Source organism: Pseudomonas tohonis, assembly GCF_012767755.2.
GTDB classification, from domain to species: domain Bacteria; phylum Pseudomonadota; class Gammaproteobacteria; order Pseudomonadales; family Pseudomonadaceae; genus Metapseudomonas; species Metapseudomonas tohonis.
Genome location: NZ_AP023189.1, coordinates 813,119 through 827,736 on the forward strand (window position 1 = coordinate 813,119; position 14,618 = coordinate 827,736).

Annotated in this window: 12 protein-coding genes; 2 read left to right on the top strand and 10 right to left on the bottom strand. The window is 64.6% G+C overall.

The features are described 5' to 3' along the window. Nucleotides 1-9: 9 nt before the first annotated feature. The 10 genes from HSX14_RS03700 to HSX14_RS03745 all read right to left on the bottom strand — a co-directional run bounded on the left by HSX14_RS03700 (nucleotide 10) and on the right by HSX14_RS03745 (nucleotide 12,794). Complete coding sequence (locus HSX14_RS03700; RefSeq protein ID WP_173177644.1) at nucleotides 10-1,575, bottom strand: SpoVR family protein; 1,566 nt, start codon at nucleotides 1,573-1,575, stop codon at nucleotides 10-12. 10 nt (nucleotides 1,576-1,585) lie between these two features. Further along, complete coding sequence (locus HSX14_RS03705; protein ID WP_173177646.1) at nucleotides 1,586-2,857, bottom strand: YeaH/YhbH family protein; 1,272 nt, start codon at nucleotides 2,855-2,857, stop codon at nucleotides 1,586-1,588. 112 nt (nucleotides 2,858-2,969) lie between these two features. Continuing rightward, on the bottom strand, nucleotides 2,970-4,892 hold the full coding sequence (locus HSX14_RS03710; RefSeq protein ID WP_111262261.1) for a PrkA family serine protein kinase: 1,923 nt from the start codon (nucleotides 4,890-4,892) through the stop codon (nucleotides 2,970-2,972). Nucleotides 4,893-5,171: 279 nt separating this feature from the next. Beyond that, a complete protein-coding gene (gene glpE, locus HSX14_RS03715; RefSeq protein WP_173177655.1) occupies nucleotides 5,172-5,501 on the bottom strand; it encodes a thiosulfate sulfurtransferase GlpE in 330 nt (109 codons plus the stop codon). Continuing rightward, nucleotides 5,498-6,322 (bottom strand): symmetrical bis(5'-nucleosyl)-tetraphosphatase, encoded by an 825-nt coding sequence (locus tag HSX14_RS03720; protein ID WP_173177657.1) that lies wholly within the window; start codon nucleotides 6,320-6,322, stop codon nucleotides 5,498-5,500. The genes glpE and HSX14_RS03720 overlap by 4 nt, the downstream gene beginning before the upstream one ends. 12 nt (nucleotides 6,323-6,334) lie before the next feature. Continuing rightward, nucleotides 6,335-6,715, bottom strand: a complete 381-nt coding sequence (gene apaG / locus HSX14_RS03725; protein WP_111262258.1) for a Co2+/Mg2+ efflux protein ApaG — start codon at nucleotides 6,713-6,715, stop codon at nucleotides 6,335-6,337. A gap of 38 nt (nucleotides 6,716-6,753) precedes the next feature. Continuing rightward, complete coding sequence (gene rsmA / locus HSX14_RS03730) at nucleotides 6,754-7,557, bottom strand: 16S rRNA (adenine(1518)-N(6)/adenine(1519)-N(6))-dimethyltransferase RsmA (RefSeq protein ID WP_173177659.1); 804 nt, start codon at nucleotides 7,555-7,557, stop codon at nucleotides 6,754-6,756. 118 nt (nucleotides 7,558-7,675) lie between these two features. Continuing rightward, nucleotides 7,676-8,665: a 4-hydroxythreonine-4-phosphate dehydrogenase PdxA gene (gene pdxA, locus HSX14_RS03735; protein WP_175384237.1), complete on the bottom strand. Its 990-nt coding sequence runs from the start codon at nucleotides 8,663-8,665 to the stop codon at nucleotides 7,676-7,678. Between the two features lie 78 nt (nucleotides 8,666-8,743). Further along, nucleotides 8,744-10,036 (bottom strand): peptidylprolyl isomerase, encoded by a 1,293-nt coding sequence (locus HSX14_RS03740; RefSeq protein WP_173179798.1) that lies wholly within the window; start codon nucleotides 10,034-10,036, stop codon nucleotides 8,744-8,746. Beyond that, entirely contained in the window at nucleotides 10,017-12,794 is a 2,778-nt protein-coding gene (locus HSX14_RS03745; protein WP_173179800.1) for an LPS-assembly protein LptD, read from the bottom strand. Before HSX14_RS03745 ends, HSX14_RS03740 begins: the two co-directional genes overlap by 20 nt. A 127-nt stretch (nucleotides 12,795-12,921) precedes the next feature. On the opposite strand from HSX14_RS03745, the gene HSX14_RS03750 reads away from it, so the two are divergent. Next, complete coding sequence (locus tag HSX14_RS03750; RefSeq protein WP_173179802.1) at nucleotides 12,922-13,947, top strand: aminoglycoside phosphotransferase family protein; 1,026 nt, start codon at nucleotides 12,922-12,924, stop codon at nucleotides 13,945-13,947. After that, nucleotides 13,944-14,618: an N-acetylmuramate alpha-1-phosphate uridylyltransferase MurU gene (murU, locus tag HSX14_RS03755; RefSeq protein WP_173179804.1), complete on the top strand. Its 675-nt coding sequence runs from the start codon at nucleotides 13,944-13,946 to the stop codon at nucleotides 14,616-14,618. Before HSX14_RS03750 ends, murU begins: the two co-directional genes overlap by 4 nt.

Here is a 14,618-nt window from a genome sequence, read left to right on the forward strand (position 1 = left end):
GTCAACCGATCAAATGGGCGGGATGACCAGGTCCAGTCGCGGGTATTCGCCGTCTTCGCTGCGCTCGCCCTTGGGCGGTACGTGGTGGGTGCCGGTGATCTGCTCGCCGTTCATGGTCTCCAGGTGGATGTCGAAGCCCCATAGGCGGTGCAGGTGGCGCAGCACCTCTTCGGTGGATTCGCCGAGCGGCTTGCGATCGTGCTGTTGGTGGCGAAGGGTCAGGGAGCGGTCGCCGCGGCGGTCGACGTTCCAGATCTGCACGTTCGGCTCGCGGTTGCCGAGGTTGTACTGGGCGGCGAGCGTCTCGCGGATCTGCCGGTAGCCGGGTTCGTCATGGATGGCGGGTACCAGCAACTCGTCCTTCTGATCGTCGTCGAGGATGCTGAACAGCTTGAAGTCGCGGATCACCTTGGGTGAGAGGTACTGGAGGATGAAGCTCTCGTCCTTGAAGCTCTTCATGGCGAACTTGATGGTGGAGAGCCAGTCGCCACCGGCGATATCGGGGAACCAGCGCTTGTCCTCCTCGGTGGGCTCTTCGCATATGCGGCGGATGTCGCGGTACATGGCGAAGCCCAGCGCGTAAGGGTTGATGCCGCTGTAGTAGGGGCTGTCGAAGCCGGGCTGGAACACGACGCTGGTGTGGGACTGGAGGAACTCGAGCATGAAGCCCTCGGTAACCAGGCCTTCGTCGTAGAGGTCGTTCATCAGGGTGTAGTGCCAGAAGGTGGCCCAGCCTTCGTTCATGACCTGGGTCTGGCGTTGCGGGTAGAAGTACTGGGCGATCTTGCGCACGATGCGCACGATCTCGCGTTGCCAGGGTTCGAGCAGTGGCGCGTGCTTCTCGATGAAGTAGAGGATGTTCTCCTGGGGCTCCGACGGGAAGCGCCGGTTGTCCTTGTCGCCGCCCTTGCCCGCGCCCTTGGGAATGGTGCGCCAGAGGTCGTTGATCTGTTTCTGCAGATGCTCTTCGCGCTCCTTCTGCCGGCGCCGCTCTTCTTCGGCGGAGATCGGGTAGGGGCGCTTGTAGCGGTCGACGCCGTAGTTCATCAGGGCGTGGCAGGAGTCCAGCAGGTCTTCCACCGCGTCGATGCCGTGGCGTTCCTCGCACTGCATGATGTACTGCTTGGCGAACACCAGGTAGTCGATGATCGAGCTGGCATCGGTCCAGGTGCGGAACAGGTAGTTGCCCTTGAAGAAGCTGTTGTGGCCGTAGCAGGCGTGGGCGATCACCAGCGCCTGCATGGTGATGGTGTTCTCTTCCATCAGGTAGGCGATGCAGGGGTCGGAGTTGATCACGATCTCGTAGGCCAGGCCCATCTGCCCGCGGGAATAGCCCTTCTCCGTGGCCAGGAAGTGCTTGCCGTAGGACCAGTGGTGGTAGCCCAGCGGCATGCCCACGGAGGCGTAGGCATCCATCATCTGCTCGGCGGTGATGACTTCGATCTGGTTGGGGTAGGTGTCAAGCGCATAGCGCTCGGCCAGCCGGCCGATCTCGCGGTCGTAGGTGCGGATCAGGTCGAAAGTCCACTCGGAACCCGTGGAGATGGGCTGCCTCTTCTTTTCTGTGGCGGTCATGTCGCGGCCCTCAGTTAACCAGTCGGCGCTGGAACAGTTCGCGGAACACCGGGTAGATGTCGCCAGCGGTGACGATCTGCTGCTGGGCGAAGGTGTCGGCGAAGGCGTCGCAGACCTGCTCGTACTCGAACCAGAGCGCCTGGTGCTCGCGTGGGGTGATCTCTACGTAGGTGTAGTACTGCACGAAGGGCATGATCTGCTTGATCAGGATGTCCCGGCAGATGGGCGAGTCGTCGTTCCAGTTGTCGCCGTCCGAAGCCTGGGCTGCGTAGATGTTCCATTCGTTGACGGGGTAGCGCTCGGCCATGATCTCCTGCATCAGCTTGAGGGCGCTGGAGACGATGGTGCCGCCGGTCTCGCGGGAGTAGAAGAATTCCTCCTCATCGACCTCGCGGGCGCTGGTGTGGTGGCGGATGAACACGACTTCGATCTTGTCGTAGTTCCGCTTGAGGAACAGGTACAGCAGGATGAAGAAGCGCTTGGCGATGTCCTTGGTCGCCTGGGTCATGGAGCCCGAGACGTCCATCAGGCAGAACATCACGGCCTTGGAGCTGGGGTTGGGCTGCTTGACCAGCAGGTTGTACTTGAGGTCGAAGGTGTCGAGGAACGGCACCCGCTCGATGCGTGCACGCAGCTTGAGGATCTCGGCTTCCAGTTCCTGTATGTCGCCGAAGTTGTCCGGTTCCTCCCGCTTGAGGCGGGCGAGCTCTTCGCGGGCGATGCGCAGCTTGGCGCGGCTGGAGCCGGAAAGCGCGATACGCCTGGCGTGGGCCGAGCGCAGGGTACGGATGATGTTGATGCGCGAGGGGTTGCCCTCGTTGCTGATGCCGGCGCGTACGGTCTTGAAGGTGTCACTGCCGGTGAGGTGGCGTTTCACCAGGTTGGGCAGTTCGAGGTCCTCGAACATGAAGTCGAGGAACTCCTCCTGGGTGATCTGGAAGACGAACTCGTCCATGCCTTCGCCGGAGTTGCTCGCCTTGCCGCTGCCACGGCCCGCTCCGCCGCCCTGGGGACGTGGAATGCGTTCGCCGGTGGTGAATTCCTTGTTGCCGGGATGGACAATGGTCTGGCGCCCGCCACGGCCATGGTGCAGCACCGGCTCGTCGATATCCCGGCCGGGGATGCTGATCTGCTCGCCATGCTCCATGTCGGTGATGGAACGGCGGCTGACCGCTTCCTCCACCGCTTTCTTGATGTGGTCGCGGTACCGCCTGAGAAAGCGCTGGCGGTTAACCGTGCTCTTGTTCTTGCCATTCAGGCGTCGGTCGATCACGTAGCTCATGGATGCCCCTCCGGGGCAGCTTCAAGCCGCAAGCTGCAAGCTGCAAGTAGACGCGCAGAGCACCGGCCCCCGCCCCTACCTGCCGCTTGGAGCTCGTAGCTTGTGGCTGCTGTTACTGCGACTTGCGTACCCGCAGGTACCACTCGGACAGCAGGCGAACCTGTTTCTCGGTGTAGCCGCGCTCGACCATGCGTTTGACGAAATCGTTGTGCTTCTGCTGTTCGTCCTTGCTGCCCTTGGCGTTGAAGCTGATGACCGGCAGCAGGTCCTCGGTGTTGGAGAACATTTTCTTCTCGATCACCACCCGCAGCTTCTCGTAGCTGAGCCAGGTGGGGTTCTTGCCGTTGTTGTTGGCCCGGGCGCGCAGCACGAAGTTGACGATCTCGTTGCGGAAGTCCTTCGGGTTGCTGATTCCGGCCGGTTTCTCGATCTTCTCCAGCTCCTCGTTGAGGGCGACGCGGTTGAGGATTTCACCGGTCTCCGGATCGCGGTATTCCTGGTCCTGGATCCAGAAGTCGGCGTAGAGCACATAGCGGTCGAAGATGTTCTGGCCGTACTCGCTGTACGACTCGAGGTAGGCGGTCTGGATTTCCTTGCCAATGAACTCGATATAGCGCGGGGCGAGGTATTCCTTGATGTAGCGCAGGTAGCGCTCGCGCACTTCGGCGGGGAACTGTTCCTGCTCGATCTGCTGTTCGAGCACGTAGAGCAGGTGCACCGGGTTGGCGGCGACCTCATGCGGGTCGAAGTTGAACACCTTGGACAGGATCTTGAAGGCGAAGCGGGTCGACAGGCCGTTCATGCCTTCGTCGACGCCAGCGGCGTCGCGGTATTCCTGGATCGACTTGGCCTTGGGGTCGGTGTCCTTGAGGTTCTCGCCGTCATAGACGCGCATCTTCGAGTAGATGTTGGAGTTCTCGGGTTCCTTCAGGCGTGACAGGGCGGAGAACTGGGCGAGCATCTTCAGGGTGTCGGGCGCGCAGTGGGCGTGGGCCAGCGAGCTGTTGGCCAGCAGCTTGTCGTAGATCTTGATCTCGTCGGTGACGCGCAGGCAGTAGGGCACCTTGACGATGTAGATGCGGTCGATGAACGCCTCGTTGTTCTTGTTGTTGCGGAAGCTGTGCCATTCCGACTCGTTGGAGTGGGCCAGCAGGATGCCCTGGAAGGGGATGGCCCCTAGCCCCTCGGTGCTGTTGTAGTTGCCTTCCTGGGTGGCGGTCAGCAACGGGTGCAGCACCTTGATCGGTGCCTTGAACATCTCGACGAATTCCATCAGGCCCTGGTTGGCCCGGCACAGTGCGCCCGAGTAGCTGTAGGCGTCGGCGTCGTTCTGCGGGAATTCCTCCAGCTTGCGGATATCCACCTTGCCCACCAGGGCGGAGATGTCCTGGTTGTTCTCGTCGCCGGGCTCGGTCTTGGCCACGGCGATCTGGTTGAGGATCGAGGGATAGAGCTTGACCACGCGAAACTGGCTGATGTCGCCGCCGAACTCGGCGAGGCGTTTGGTGGCCCAGGGCGACATGATGGTGGAGAGGTAGCGGCGGGGGATCCCGTAGTCCTCTTCGAGAATGGCGCCGTCCTCGGTGGCGTTGAACAGCCCCAGGGGCGATTCGAACACCGGCGAGCCCTTGATGGCGTAGAAGGGCACTTTCTCGATCAGTTGTTTGAGCTTCTCGGCCAGGGACGACTTGCCGCCGCCGACCGGGCCCAGGAGGTAGAGGATCTGTTTCTTCTCTTCCAGGCCCTGCGCCGCATGGCGGAAGAAGGCGACGATCTGGTCGATGCAGTCTTCCATGCCGTGGAAGTCGGCGAAAGCCGGGTAACGGCGTATCACCTTGTTGGAGAAGATCCGCGAAAGCCGCGAGTCGGCGGAGGTATCCAGCAGCTCCGGTTCACCGATGGCCATGAGCATGCGCTCGGCTGCGGTGGCATAGGCGCTGCGGTCCTGCTTGCACAGGTCGAGATATTCCTGAAGGGAATATTCCTCCTGGCGGGTCGCCTCGAAGCGTTGTTGGAAGTGGCTGAAAATGCTCATTACGTCACCTCGCTGGATACTGGGAGCCGGCGGGGTCGGTCACGCGGGTGTGGGCAGTCAGCCGACGAGTCGGCCGATGAGAATCCCCCAGAACACCAAAATGGTCGCCGCCGATGGCCCGGAACCGGTGTGCCGGCTCTCCCCTGTTGGATGGCCTGACCTAAGAGTAGTTCGGAATCCGGCAGGTCAAGGATGACGGAAGGATAACAAGAGATTGCCGTTCGTCAGGTCGCGGCGCGAGACCAGTGATGGCGCGGGGTTGCGCCATCGAGAATTTTTTTACTCGGCGCTGCCTTGGGCGACTTCATCGGGGTAGGTGGCGCGCCAGAGCTCGAAGCCGCCGTCCAGGCTGTAGACATCGGAGAAGCCCTGGCCCACGAGGTAGGCCGCGGCTCCCTGGCTGGAATTGCCGTGGTAGCAGGTGACGATCAATGGCTTGTCGAGGTCGGCCTTGGCGATGAAGTCGGCCAGGGAGTAGTTGTCCAGGTGCTGCGACCCGGCGATGTGGCCGTTGGCGTAGCTCTGCGGGTCACGGATGTCGACCACCTGGGCGCCCTGCTCGCGCAGCGCCTGGGCGCGCTCCGGGGGGATACGCTGGAATTCGCTCATGCTTTGTTCTCCTCGCAACTGCAGCTGATGCGTTCGCCGCTGTCGACGTTCAGCAGGGTCATGGCCCCGCCCCAGACACAACCGGTGTCGAGGGCGTAGAGGCCGGGTTCGTCGCACTTGCCTTCCAGTGCCGCCCAGTGGCCGAAGATGATCTTCTGGCCGCGGGTCTTTCGTCCCGGGTGGCTGAACCAGGGGGCGTAGCCGGGTGGTGCGGTGTCGACGCCTTCCTTGCTCTTGAGGTCCAGGGTGCCATCGGCCGTGCAGAAGCGCATGCGGGTGAAATAGTTGGTGATGACCCGCAGGCGGGCAATGCCTTGCAGGTCACTCTCCCATTTCGACGGCTCGTTGCCGTACATCCCGTCAAGGAAGAGCGGCAGGCGCGCATCGTCCAGCAGGACTTCCTCCACCTCGGCGGCGCGTTTCAGTGCCTTGGCCAGGGTCCAGTTGGGCGGAATCCCGGCGTGCACCATGGCGATGTCGCGCTGCTCGTCGTAGTGCACCAGCTTCTGTCGGCGCAGCCAGTCGAGCAGGTCCGCGGCATCGGGGGCCTCGATGATCTCGCGCAGGGTGTCGGACTTCTTCAGGCGTTCGGTGTTGTGTGCCACTGCCAGCAGGTGGAGGTCGTGGTTGCCGAGCACGCAGGTCAGGCTGTCGCGCATGGCGTACAGGAAACGCAAGGTCTCCAGGGACTGCGGGCCGCGATTGACCAGGTCGCCGACCAGCCACAGGCGGTCGCGGGCGGGGTCGAAGGCGACGCGTTCGAGCAGGCACTCGAGCGGGGTGAGGCAGCCCTGGAGGTCGCCGACTGCGTAAACCGTCATCGAGCTCTCCTGTCAGTGCAGCGCGCCGGGTACGGCCAGGCGGAAGGGGGCGATCTCGGCGTCGAAGCGCTTGCCGTCCTCGGCGACCATCTGGTAGCTGCCCTGCATGGTGCCGACGCGGGTCGCCATCACGGTGCCGCTGCTGTAGACGTGGCTCGCGCCCGGTTCGATCAGCGGCTGCTGGCCGACCACGCCGGCACCGCGCACTTCCTGCACATGGCCGTCGCCATCGGTGATCACCCAGTGGCGCGATACCAGCTTGGCCGGTAACTCGCCTTCATTGCGAATGGTCACGGTGTAGGAGAAGGCGAAGCGGCTCTGTTCGGGCTGCGACTGCTCCGGGAGGAAGCGGGTGGTGACGCTGACGGCGACCAGGTAGCGGGAATCGGGCACGGGTCTGTTCTCTGGAACCGGAATGGAAGTCTAGGGCGTCATGCGCCCGATGTCTGTTCGGCCAGCTTGTCGGCCAGGCGCACGAAGGCCGCCAGGTCCAGCTGTTCGGGACGCAGGCCGCCATCCACGCCGGCCGCCTCGATGGCGTTGCTGTCGAGCAGGCCCTTGAGGGTGTTGCGCAGGGTCTTGCGGCGCTGGTTGAAGGCTTCGCGCACCACGCGCTCCAGCAGGCGGTGGTCCTTGGCCGGATGCGGCAGCACTTCATGGGGTACCAGGCGGACGATGGCCGAGTCCACCTTGGGCGGCGGATTGAAGGCGCCGGGGCCGACGTTGAACAGGTGCTCCACGCGGCAGTGGTACTGGACCATGATCGACAGGCGACCCCAGTCGCCACCGCCGGGCTCTGCGGCCAGGCGCTCGACCACCTCCTTCTGCAACATGAAATGCATGTCGCGTATCAGGTGGGCGTTACCCAGCAAGTGGAAGATCAGCGGGGTGGAGATGTTGTAGGGCAGGTTGCCCACCACGCGCAGGTTGTTGGGCGTGGTGTCGAGCTGGGCGAAGTCGAACTTGAGGGCGTCGCCCTGGTTCAGGCGGAAGCGCGGCTCGGTACCGAACTTGCCCTGCAGGATGGGAATCAGGTCGAGATCCAGCTCGATGACGTCGAGCTGTGCACCGCTGCCGAGCAGGCCCTCGGTCAGTGCGCCCTGGCCCGGGCCGATCTCCACCAGGTGTTCGCCTTCCTTCGCGTGGATGGCGCGCAGGATGCGGTGGATGACGCCGGCGTCATGCAGGAAGTTCTGGCCGAAGCGCTTGCGTGCGCGGTGTTGGTATTCGGACATTGCGGGCTCCAGGTGGAGCAGCTTGAAGCCGGTAGCTTGAAGCTGGAAGCGGGGAAAGGCGCGCAGTCTACAGCATTGCGCCGACCAGGCCGAAATGTGCTGATCGGCGCTTGCGGGCTCAGCTACGGCTGGCTGCCATCTCGTAGGCCGTCTCCAGCGCCACCTGCAGGCTGCCGCCGTCGATGCGCCCCGTTCCGGCCAGGTCGAGGGCGGTGCCGTGGTCGACCGAGGTGCGGATGATCGGCAGGCCGAGGGTGACGTTCACCGCCGCGCCGAAGCCCTTGTATTTCAGCACCGGCAGGCCCTGGTCGTGGTACATGGCCAGCACCGCATCGCAGTGCTCCAGGTGCTTGGGTGTGAACAGGGTGTCGGCCGGGAGCGGGCCGACCAGGTTCAGGCCCTCGTGGCGAAGGCGTTGCAGGCAGGGCTCGATGACTTCGATCTCCTCGCGTCCCAGGTGGCCGCCTTCCCCCGCATGGGGATTGAGGCCGCAGACCAGGATACGGGGTGTGGGCAGGCCGAACTTCTCCACCAGGTCAGCGTGCAGGATGCGGGTGACCCGCTCCAGGCGCTCGGTCGTGATCGCGGCGGCAACGTCCTTGAGCGGCAGGTGGGTGGTCACCAGGGCGACGCGCAGGCCACGGGTGGCGAGCATCATCACCACCTGCTGGGTTTGGGTCAGTTCGGCGAGGAACTCCGTGTGGCCGGAGAAGGCGATTCCGGCCTCGTTGATCACACCCTTGTGCACGGGCGCCGTGATCATTCCGGCGAAGTGGCCATCCAGGCAGCCCTTGCCTGCACGGGTCAGGGTGTCGAGCACGTAGCCGGCATTGGCGCGATCGAGCACGCCGGGCTGGACGGGGGCTTGCAGCGGGGTGTCCCAGACATAGAGCGATCCCGCTTCTGCGGGGCGGTCGGGCCAGGCGTCGTGTGATACGGGGATGACGCCGATATCGAGGCCGAGCTGGCTGGCGCGCTCTTGCAGCAGTGCCTGGCTGGCGATGGCGATCAGCGGGTAGGGCTGGCGTTCGCGGGACAGGAGCAGGCAGAGGTCCGGGCCGATGCCGGCGGGTTCACCAGGGGTGAGGGCGAAGCGGGGAAGGGGCATTGCGGGGCTCTCCGGCTGTGGCGCGTGGCGGCGATTGTACCGCCAGCGCGCCACCCTGCGTGGCAGGGTGCCGAAGAATCAGAGCTTGGTTTCGACGTACGCCTCGTCGCGGATCTGGCGCAGCCAGGCCTGCAGCTCTTCGTCGTACTTGCGGTTGCGCAGGACGTTGATCGCCTGCTGCTCGCGCATCTGGTCGGCGCTGTCGGTGGCGCGGCGACCGAGCACTTCCAGAACGTGCCAGCCGTAGGGGCTCTTGAACGGGCGGGACAGCTGGCCTGCCGGCGTCTTGGCCATGACTTCGCGGAACTCGGGCACCAGGGCGTTGGGGTCGATCCAGTTCAGGTCGCCACCGTTGAGCGCCGAACCCGGGTCCTCGGAGAAGTTCTTCGCCAGCTCGGCGAAGTCCTCGCCGGACTGGATGCGCTGATAGAGGCGCTCGGCCAGGCGTTCGGTGTCGGCTTCGCTGCGGATCTCGCTGGGCTTGAGCAGGATGTGGCGCACATGCACCTCGTCACGCACCTGGGTGCTGCCGCCGCGCTTTTCCAGGAGCTTGAGGATGATGAAGCCACCCGGCGTGCGCACCGGTTCGGTCACTTCACCCGGAGAGAGGGCGCTGACCATGCCATCGAAGGGGGGCGGCAGCTGGGCGGCCTTGCGCCAGCCGATCTCGCCGCCTTCCAGGGCGGTTTCGCCGGCGGAGCGGGAGATCGCCAGCTGGGCGAAGTCGGCGCCCTGTTGCAGTTGCTGGTAAAGATCCTTCGCCTGGCGGTCGGCGGCCTGGATGGTCTCGGGCGAGGAGCCGTCCGCGACCGGGATCAGGATATTGGCCAGGTGGAATTCCTCGGAGAGCTGCATCTTGCCCAGGTCGGAGGCGAGGAAGTTCTGCACTTCCTGGTCGGTGACCTGGATGCGCTCGGCGACGCGGCGCTGGCGCACGCGGCTGATGACCATCTCGCGGCGGACCTGGTCGCGGGCGTCCTCATAGGAGAGGCCGTCTTGAGCCAGGGCACCACGGAACTGATCGACGCTCATGCCGTTGCGCTGGGCGATGGCCTCGATGGCCTGGTTCAGCTCCTCATCGGTGATGCGGATGCCGGAACGGTCGCCGATCTGCAGCTGGATGTTCTCGATGATCAGGCGTTCCAGCACCTGCTGGCCCAGCACGTGCTCGGGGGGCAGGGCAGACCCGCGCTTGGCGATGGTCTGCTGCACCTCGTGGATGCGCTGGTCGAGCTGGCTCTGCATGATCACGTCGTTGTCGACGATGGCCACGACGCGGTCGATCGACTGGACCTCGGCATGCACGGCACTACCCAGGAACAGGGCGCCCAACAGCAGCGGGCGGAGACAATCAGAAAGCTTGGTCTTCACGTTCACGGTAACCTTGGATGCCATTGTCGAGGAAACTTTCAACCTTGTTGCCGATCACGCCGCCAAGGCCCTTGAACACGATCTGCAGGAAGACGCCGCGGTCGGCCTTCTCGTTGAGTTCGGGCGAAAGGGTGGTCTCGTCGTAGTCGACCCAGTAGCGGTTGATCAGACGCAGTTTCCAGCAGCAGCTGTCGTACTCGAAGCCACCGAAGGCTTCCAGGGTGCGGCTGCGGTTGTAGTCGTACTGCCAGCGAGCGATGGCGTTCCACTGCGGGACGATCGGCCAGATGACGGACGCGTCATGCTGCTCGATCTTGTAGTAGTCCTTGATCACGCGGCCGGTCACGTTGTCGACGTAGTCACCGCCTTCCTGCCACCGGCCGGTGGTCTGGTTGTAGACCACGGCGTCGTTGCGGTAGCGGTAGCCGAAGTTGACCACCTTGTTGACGTCGTCTTCCGGCTGGTAGTGGAACATCATGCTGCCGGAGCGGGTGCGGCCGGCATCCGGGTCCCAGTTGAAGTCGGAGGACAGGCGCCAGTCGCGGTTGAAGCGATACAGGTACTCAAGCGCATAAGGCGAGACGCTGGCCTGGGCCGACTTGCGGTCGCGGTAGTCGATGCCGGGCAGCTGCACCTTGCGGTCTTCGAAGTAGAAGGCCTGGCCGATGCTGAAGCGCTGACGCTCGAAGCCGTTGGGCTGGATCCAGCGGTTGGTCAGGCCCAGGGACACCTGGTTGGCATCGCCCACGCGGTCACGACCGGAGAAGCGGTTCTCGCGGAACAGCGAGGAATAGCTGAAGGCGCTTTCGCTGCTGTCGAAGACCGGGATGTTGTCCTGCTTCTCTTCGGGGACGTAGAGATAGAACAGGCGCGGTTCCAGGGTCTGCTTGTACTGGCTGCCGAACAGCTCGGTGTTGCGGTCGAAGTACAGGCCGCTGTCGAGGCTGAAGATCGGTACGCTGCGGTCTTCGCTGCTGTTGAACTCCTGGCCGGCCAGCAGGCTGTTCTTGCCCTGCTGGTCCAGGTCCAGGTCGTACTGGGTATAGAGGTACTTCACCGACGGCTTGATGAAGCCGTAGCTCCAGTCCAGGGGCAGGCTGACGCCCGGCTCCACATGGATGCGGTTGCCGTTGGCGCGGGCCAGGCCCGGGATGCGGGTGTCGTACCAGGGGCTGGTCGCACCATCCTCGTCGCTGAACAGGCCCTTGCGCAGGTCACGCTCGAAGCGCACGAACTCGGTGGAGTAGGAGAACTTCAGGCCGCCGGCGTCGACAGGCAGCACGCCGTCCAGGGTGATCTGGGGCAGGCGGTCGTACGGGGTGATCTCGGTGACCGTGGCCATTTCATAGGCATGGGCGTTGAGACGTGCGGTGTAGCTGTCGCCGCGCCAGGTGACGGCGCCCTGCTGGTTGACGTAGGTCGATTGCTCGATGCCCAGTTCGGTCTGCAGGTCCTGGAAGTAGTAGGGGTCGCTGATGTCGGTGTAGTCCACCTCGGTCATCAGGCGTTCGTCCAGGCCGCCCTTGTGTTGCCAGTTGTAGAGCCAGCGCTTGTCCTTGTACTCGGACTGCAGCTTGCGCTCGTCTTCCTCGTCGTTCAGGTAGGCGCCGCCGAACTGGCCTTCGCTGCCCTTGGTCAGGTAGCGGAACTCGCCTTCCATCAGCAGGCCGCGCTTGGCCATGTAGCGCGGATAGAGGGTGGCGTCGTAGTTCGGCGCGAGGTTGAAGTAGTAGGGCGTCAGCAGGGAGAAACCGGTGTCGCTGCTGGTGCCGATGCTCGGCGGCAGGAAGCCGGACTGGCGACGGTCATCGATGGGGAAATAGATGTACGGGGTATAGAACACCGGAATGTCCTTGACCCGCAGCGTCACGTTGGTCGCGGTGCCGAAGCCGGTGGCCGGGTTCAGCTTGATGTTGTTGCCCTTCAGGTGCCAGGCGTTGTCGCCCGGCTCGCATCGGGTGTATGTGCCGTCCTTCAGGCGGATGATCGCGTCTTCCTGGCGCTTGGCGTACAGGGCGCTACCGCGCGTGTGGGACTTGTGCAGCACGTACTCGGCGTTGTCGATCTTCGCTTCGCCGTTGTCCAGTTGCAGTTCGGCCTTGTCGCCGACCACCAGGGCACCGTTGTCGCGCAGCTTGACGTTGCCGACCAGCTCGCCACGGTTCTCGGCCTGCAGCAGGTTCGCCTCGTCGGCTTCAACCTGCATGCTGCCCTGGCGCAGGACCACGTCGCCGGCCAGGGTCGCGACCTGCTTTTCCTGCTCATAGCGCGAGGCCTTGGCGGAAACGTAGGTGGGTGAATCTTCGGGCGGGGTCTTGTCGTTCATGCCCGGGCGGCGCGGCTCGACATAGGCGCCAGCGCAGTACGGACCGGTCTCGGCCAGTTGTGCGGCGGTCAGCTTGTCGCGCGGAACCCAGTCCAGATGGCTGAAGTCTGCACTACGGGAAGCGAGTGCCTTGCCGCCTGCCTCGGTGACCAGCGTGGTCTTGGATTCGGCCGACTCGCCCTGGCCGGAAGCGGCGGTGGTGCCCGCTACGCCGACCCTGGAACTCACCGCGCTATCGCTGTGGACCGGGCGTGGAGGCAGGCTTTCCGCCGTTGCCTTGGGTGCGCAGGCCCAGCCGCCGGAGGCGGACGCCTGGCAGTCGAACTGCTCGGCGGCGACTACGAACTGGGTGGCTACAGGCTGCATTGCCAGCAGGCTGCCGGTCACCAGCAGAGGGAATTTTTTACGAAACGCGGGAGATTTTACTGCCATCTTGTTAGTCCGGGCTTCCTGCGCGCCATCGGCCCGCTGGGGCCGCACGCCTCTCGATGGGCTGAAAAAGATGCTGGATAATAAAGCATGACCCGCGCAACGGCTAGCGCCGTCGGAGACCCTTGTAATGCCCCATGAAGATGTACGCCTTCAACAACTTAGCGCCTGGCTGGACCAGCAACTGCCCCTTCTATTCCACGCGGAAGGCTGGGGTGACGTGCCGCCGGCGGAGCTGCTGCCGGCCAGCAGCGACGCGAGTTTCCGCCGTTATTTCCGCTGGCAGGCGCAGGGCCGCAGCCTGATCCTGATGGATGCCCCGCCGCCCCAGGAAGATTGCCGCCCCTTCGTCAAGGTCGCGGGCATGCTCGCCGAGGCCGGCGTCCATGTGCCGCGGATCCTCGCGGCGGACCTGGAGCAGGGTTTCCTGTTGCTCGATGACCTCGGGCGCCAGACCTACCTGGAAGTGATCGACACCGACAATGCCGATGCGCTGTTCGAGGATGCCTTCCAGGCACTGCTGGCCCTGCAGCAGCGCAGTCTCGACGCGCCGATGCCCGCCTATGACGACGCACTGCTACGCCGCGAGCTGCAGCTCTTCCCCGACTGGTATCTCAAGCGTCACCTGGGTATCGAGCTGGCCGGCGAGCCGTTGGCGGCCTGGGAGCGGACCTGCGATCTGCTGGTCGCCAGTGCGCTCGCCCAGCCCCGCGTGCTGGTGCACCGCGACTACATGCCGCGCAACCTGATGCTCAGCACGCCCAATCCCGGCGTGCTGGATTTCCAGGATGCGGTCTACGGCCCGGTCACCTACGACGTCACCAGCCTGTTCAAGGACGCCTTCCTCAGCTGGCCCGAGGCGCGCGTGCGCAATTGGCTGGAGCGCTACTGGAGCCTGGCCCGCGAAGCGGGCGTCCCGGTGCAGCCGCAGTTCGACGACTTCCTCCGTGCCAGCGACCTGATGGGCGTGCAGCGCCACCTCAAGGTCATCGGCATCTTCGCGCGCATCTGCCACCGCGACGGCAAGCCCAAGTACCTCGGCGATGTGCCGCGCTTCTTCTCCTATATAGAGGCGGTGATCGCGCGTCGCCCCGAACTGGCCGACCTCAAGGCGCTGCTCGCCTCTCTGCCACAAGCCGAAACGGTGCACGCATGAGGGCGATGATCCTCGCGGCGGGCAAGGGCGAGCGCATGCGCCCGCTGACGCTGCACACCCCCAAGCCGCTGGTTCGCGCCGGCGGCACCCCGCTGATCGAGTTCCATATCCGCGCCCTTGCCGCTGCGGGGCTCAGTGAATTGGTGATCAACCATGCCTGGCTCGGCCAGCAGATCGAGGATCACCTGGGCAGCGGCGAGCGCTTCGGCGTCAGCATCCGTTATTCCCCCGAGGGCGAGCCGCTGGAAACCGGCGGGGGCATCCACCGCGCATTGCCGCTGCTGGGCGACGAGCCCTTCCTGGTGGTCAACGGCGACATCTGGACCGACTACGATTTCGACGCCCTGCGCGATCACCCGTTGCAGGGCCTCGCCCACCTGGTGCTGGTGGATAACCCCAGCCATCATCCGGGCGGTGATTTCCGGCTGGCCGGTGGCATGGTCAGCGATGGCGTGCCTGGCGAGCCCGGGCTCACCTACAGCGGCATCGCCGTGCTCCATCCCGCGCTTTTCGACGGTTGCAGCGCCGGCGCCTTCAAGCTGGCGCCGTTGCTGCGCCGTGCAATGGGGGATGGGCGTGTCAGCGGCGAGCATTTCGCCGGACGCTGGGTGGATGTCGGCACCCACGAGCGCCTGGCGGAAGTCGAGCGCCTGATCGAGGCGGGGCGCTGA

Excerpts from the sequence above, each read along its gene's own strand:
- HSX14_RS03720 (WP_173177657.1), bottom strand. The coding sequence starts at position 6,322 with ATGACGGTTTACGCAGTCGGCGACCTCCAGGGCTGCCTCACCCCGCTC.
- rsmA (WP_173177659.1), bottom strand. The coding sequence starts at position 7,557 with ATGTCCGAATACCAACACCGCGCACGCAAGCGCTTCGGCCAGAACTTC.
- pdxA (WP_175384237.1), bottom strand. The coding sequence starts at position 8,665 with ATGCCCCTTCCCCGCTTCGCCCTCACCCCTGGTGAACCCGCCGGCATC.
- HSX14_RS03745 (WP_173179800.1), bottom strand. The coding sequence starts at position 12,794 with ATGGCAGTAAAATCTCCCGCGTTTCGTAAAAAATTCCCTCTGCTGGTG.
- HSX14_RS03700 (WP_173177644.1), bottom strand. The coding sequence starts at position 1,575 with ATGACCGCCACAGAAAAGAAGAGGCAGCCCATCTCCACGGGTTCCGAG.
- HSX14_RS03705 (WP_173177646.1), bottom strand. The coding sequence starts at position 2,857 with ATGAGCTACGTGATCGACCGACGCCTGAATGGCAAGAACAAGAGCACG.
- glpE (WP_173177655.1), bottom strand. The coding sequence starts at position 5,501 with ATGAGCGAATTCCAGCGTATCCCCCCGGAGCGCGCCCAGGCGCTGCGC.
- HSX14_RS03750 (WP_173179802.1), top strand. The coding sequence starts at position 12,922 with ATGCCCCATGAAGATGTACGCCTTCAACAACTTAGCGCCTGGCTGGAC.
- HSX14_RS03710 (WP_111262261.1), bottom strand. The coding sequence starts at position 4,892 with ATGAGCATTTTCAGCCACTTCCAACAACGCTTCGAGGCGACCCGCCAG.
- murU (WP_173179804.1), top strand. The coding sequence starts at position 13,944 with ATGAGGGCGATGATCCTCGCGGCGGGCAAGGGCGAGCGCATGCGCCCG.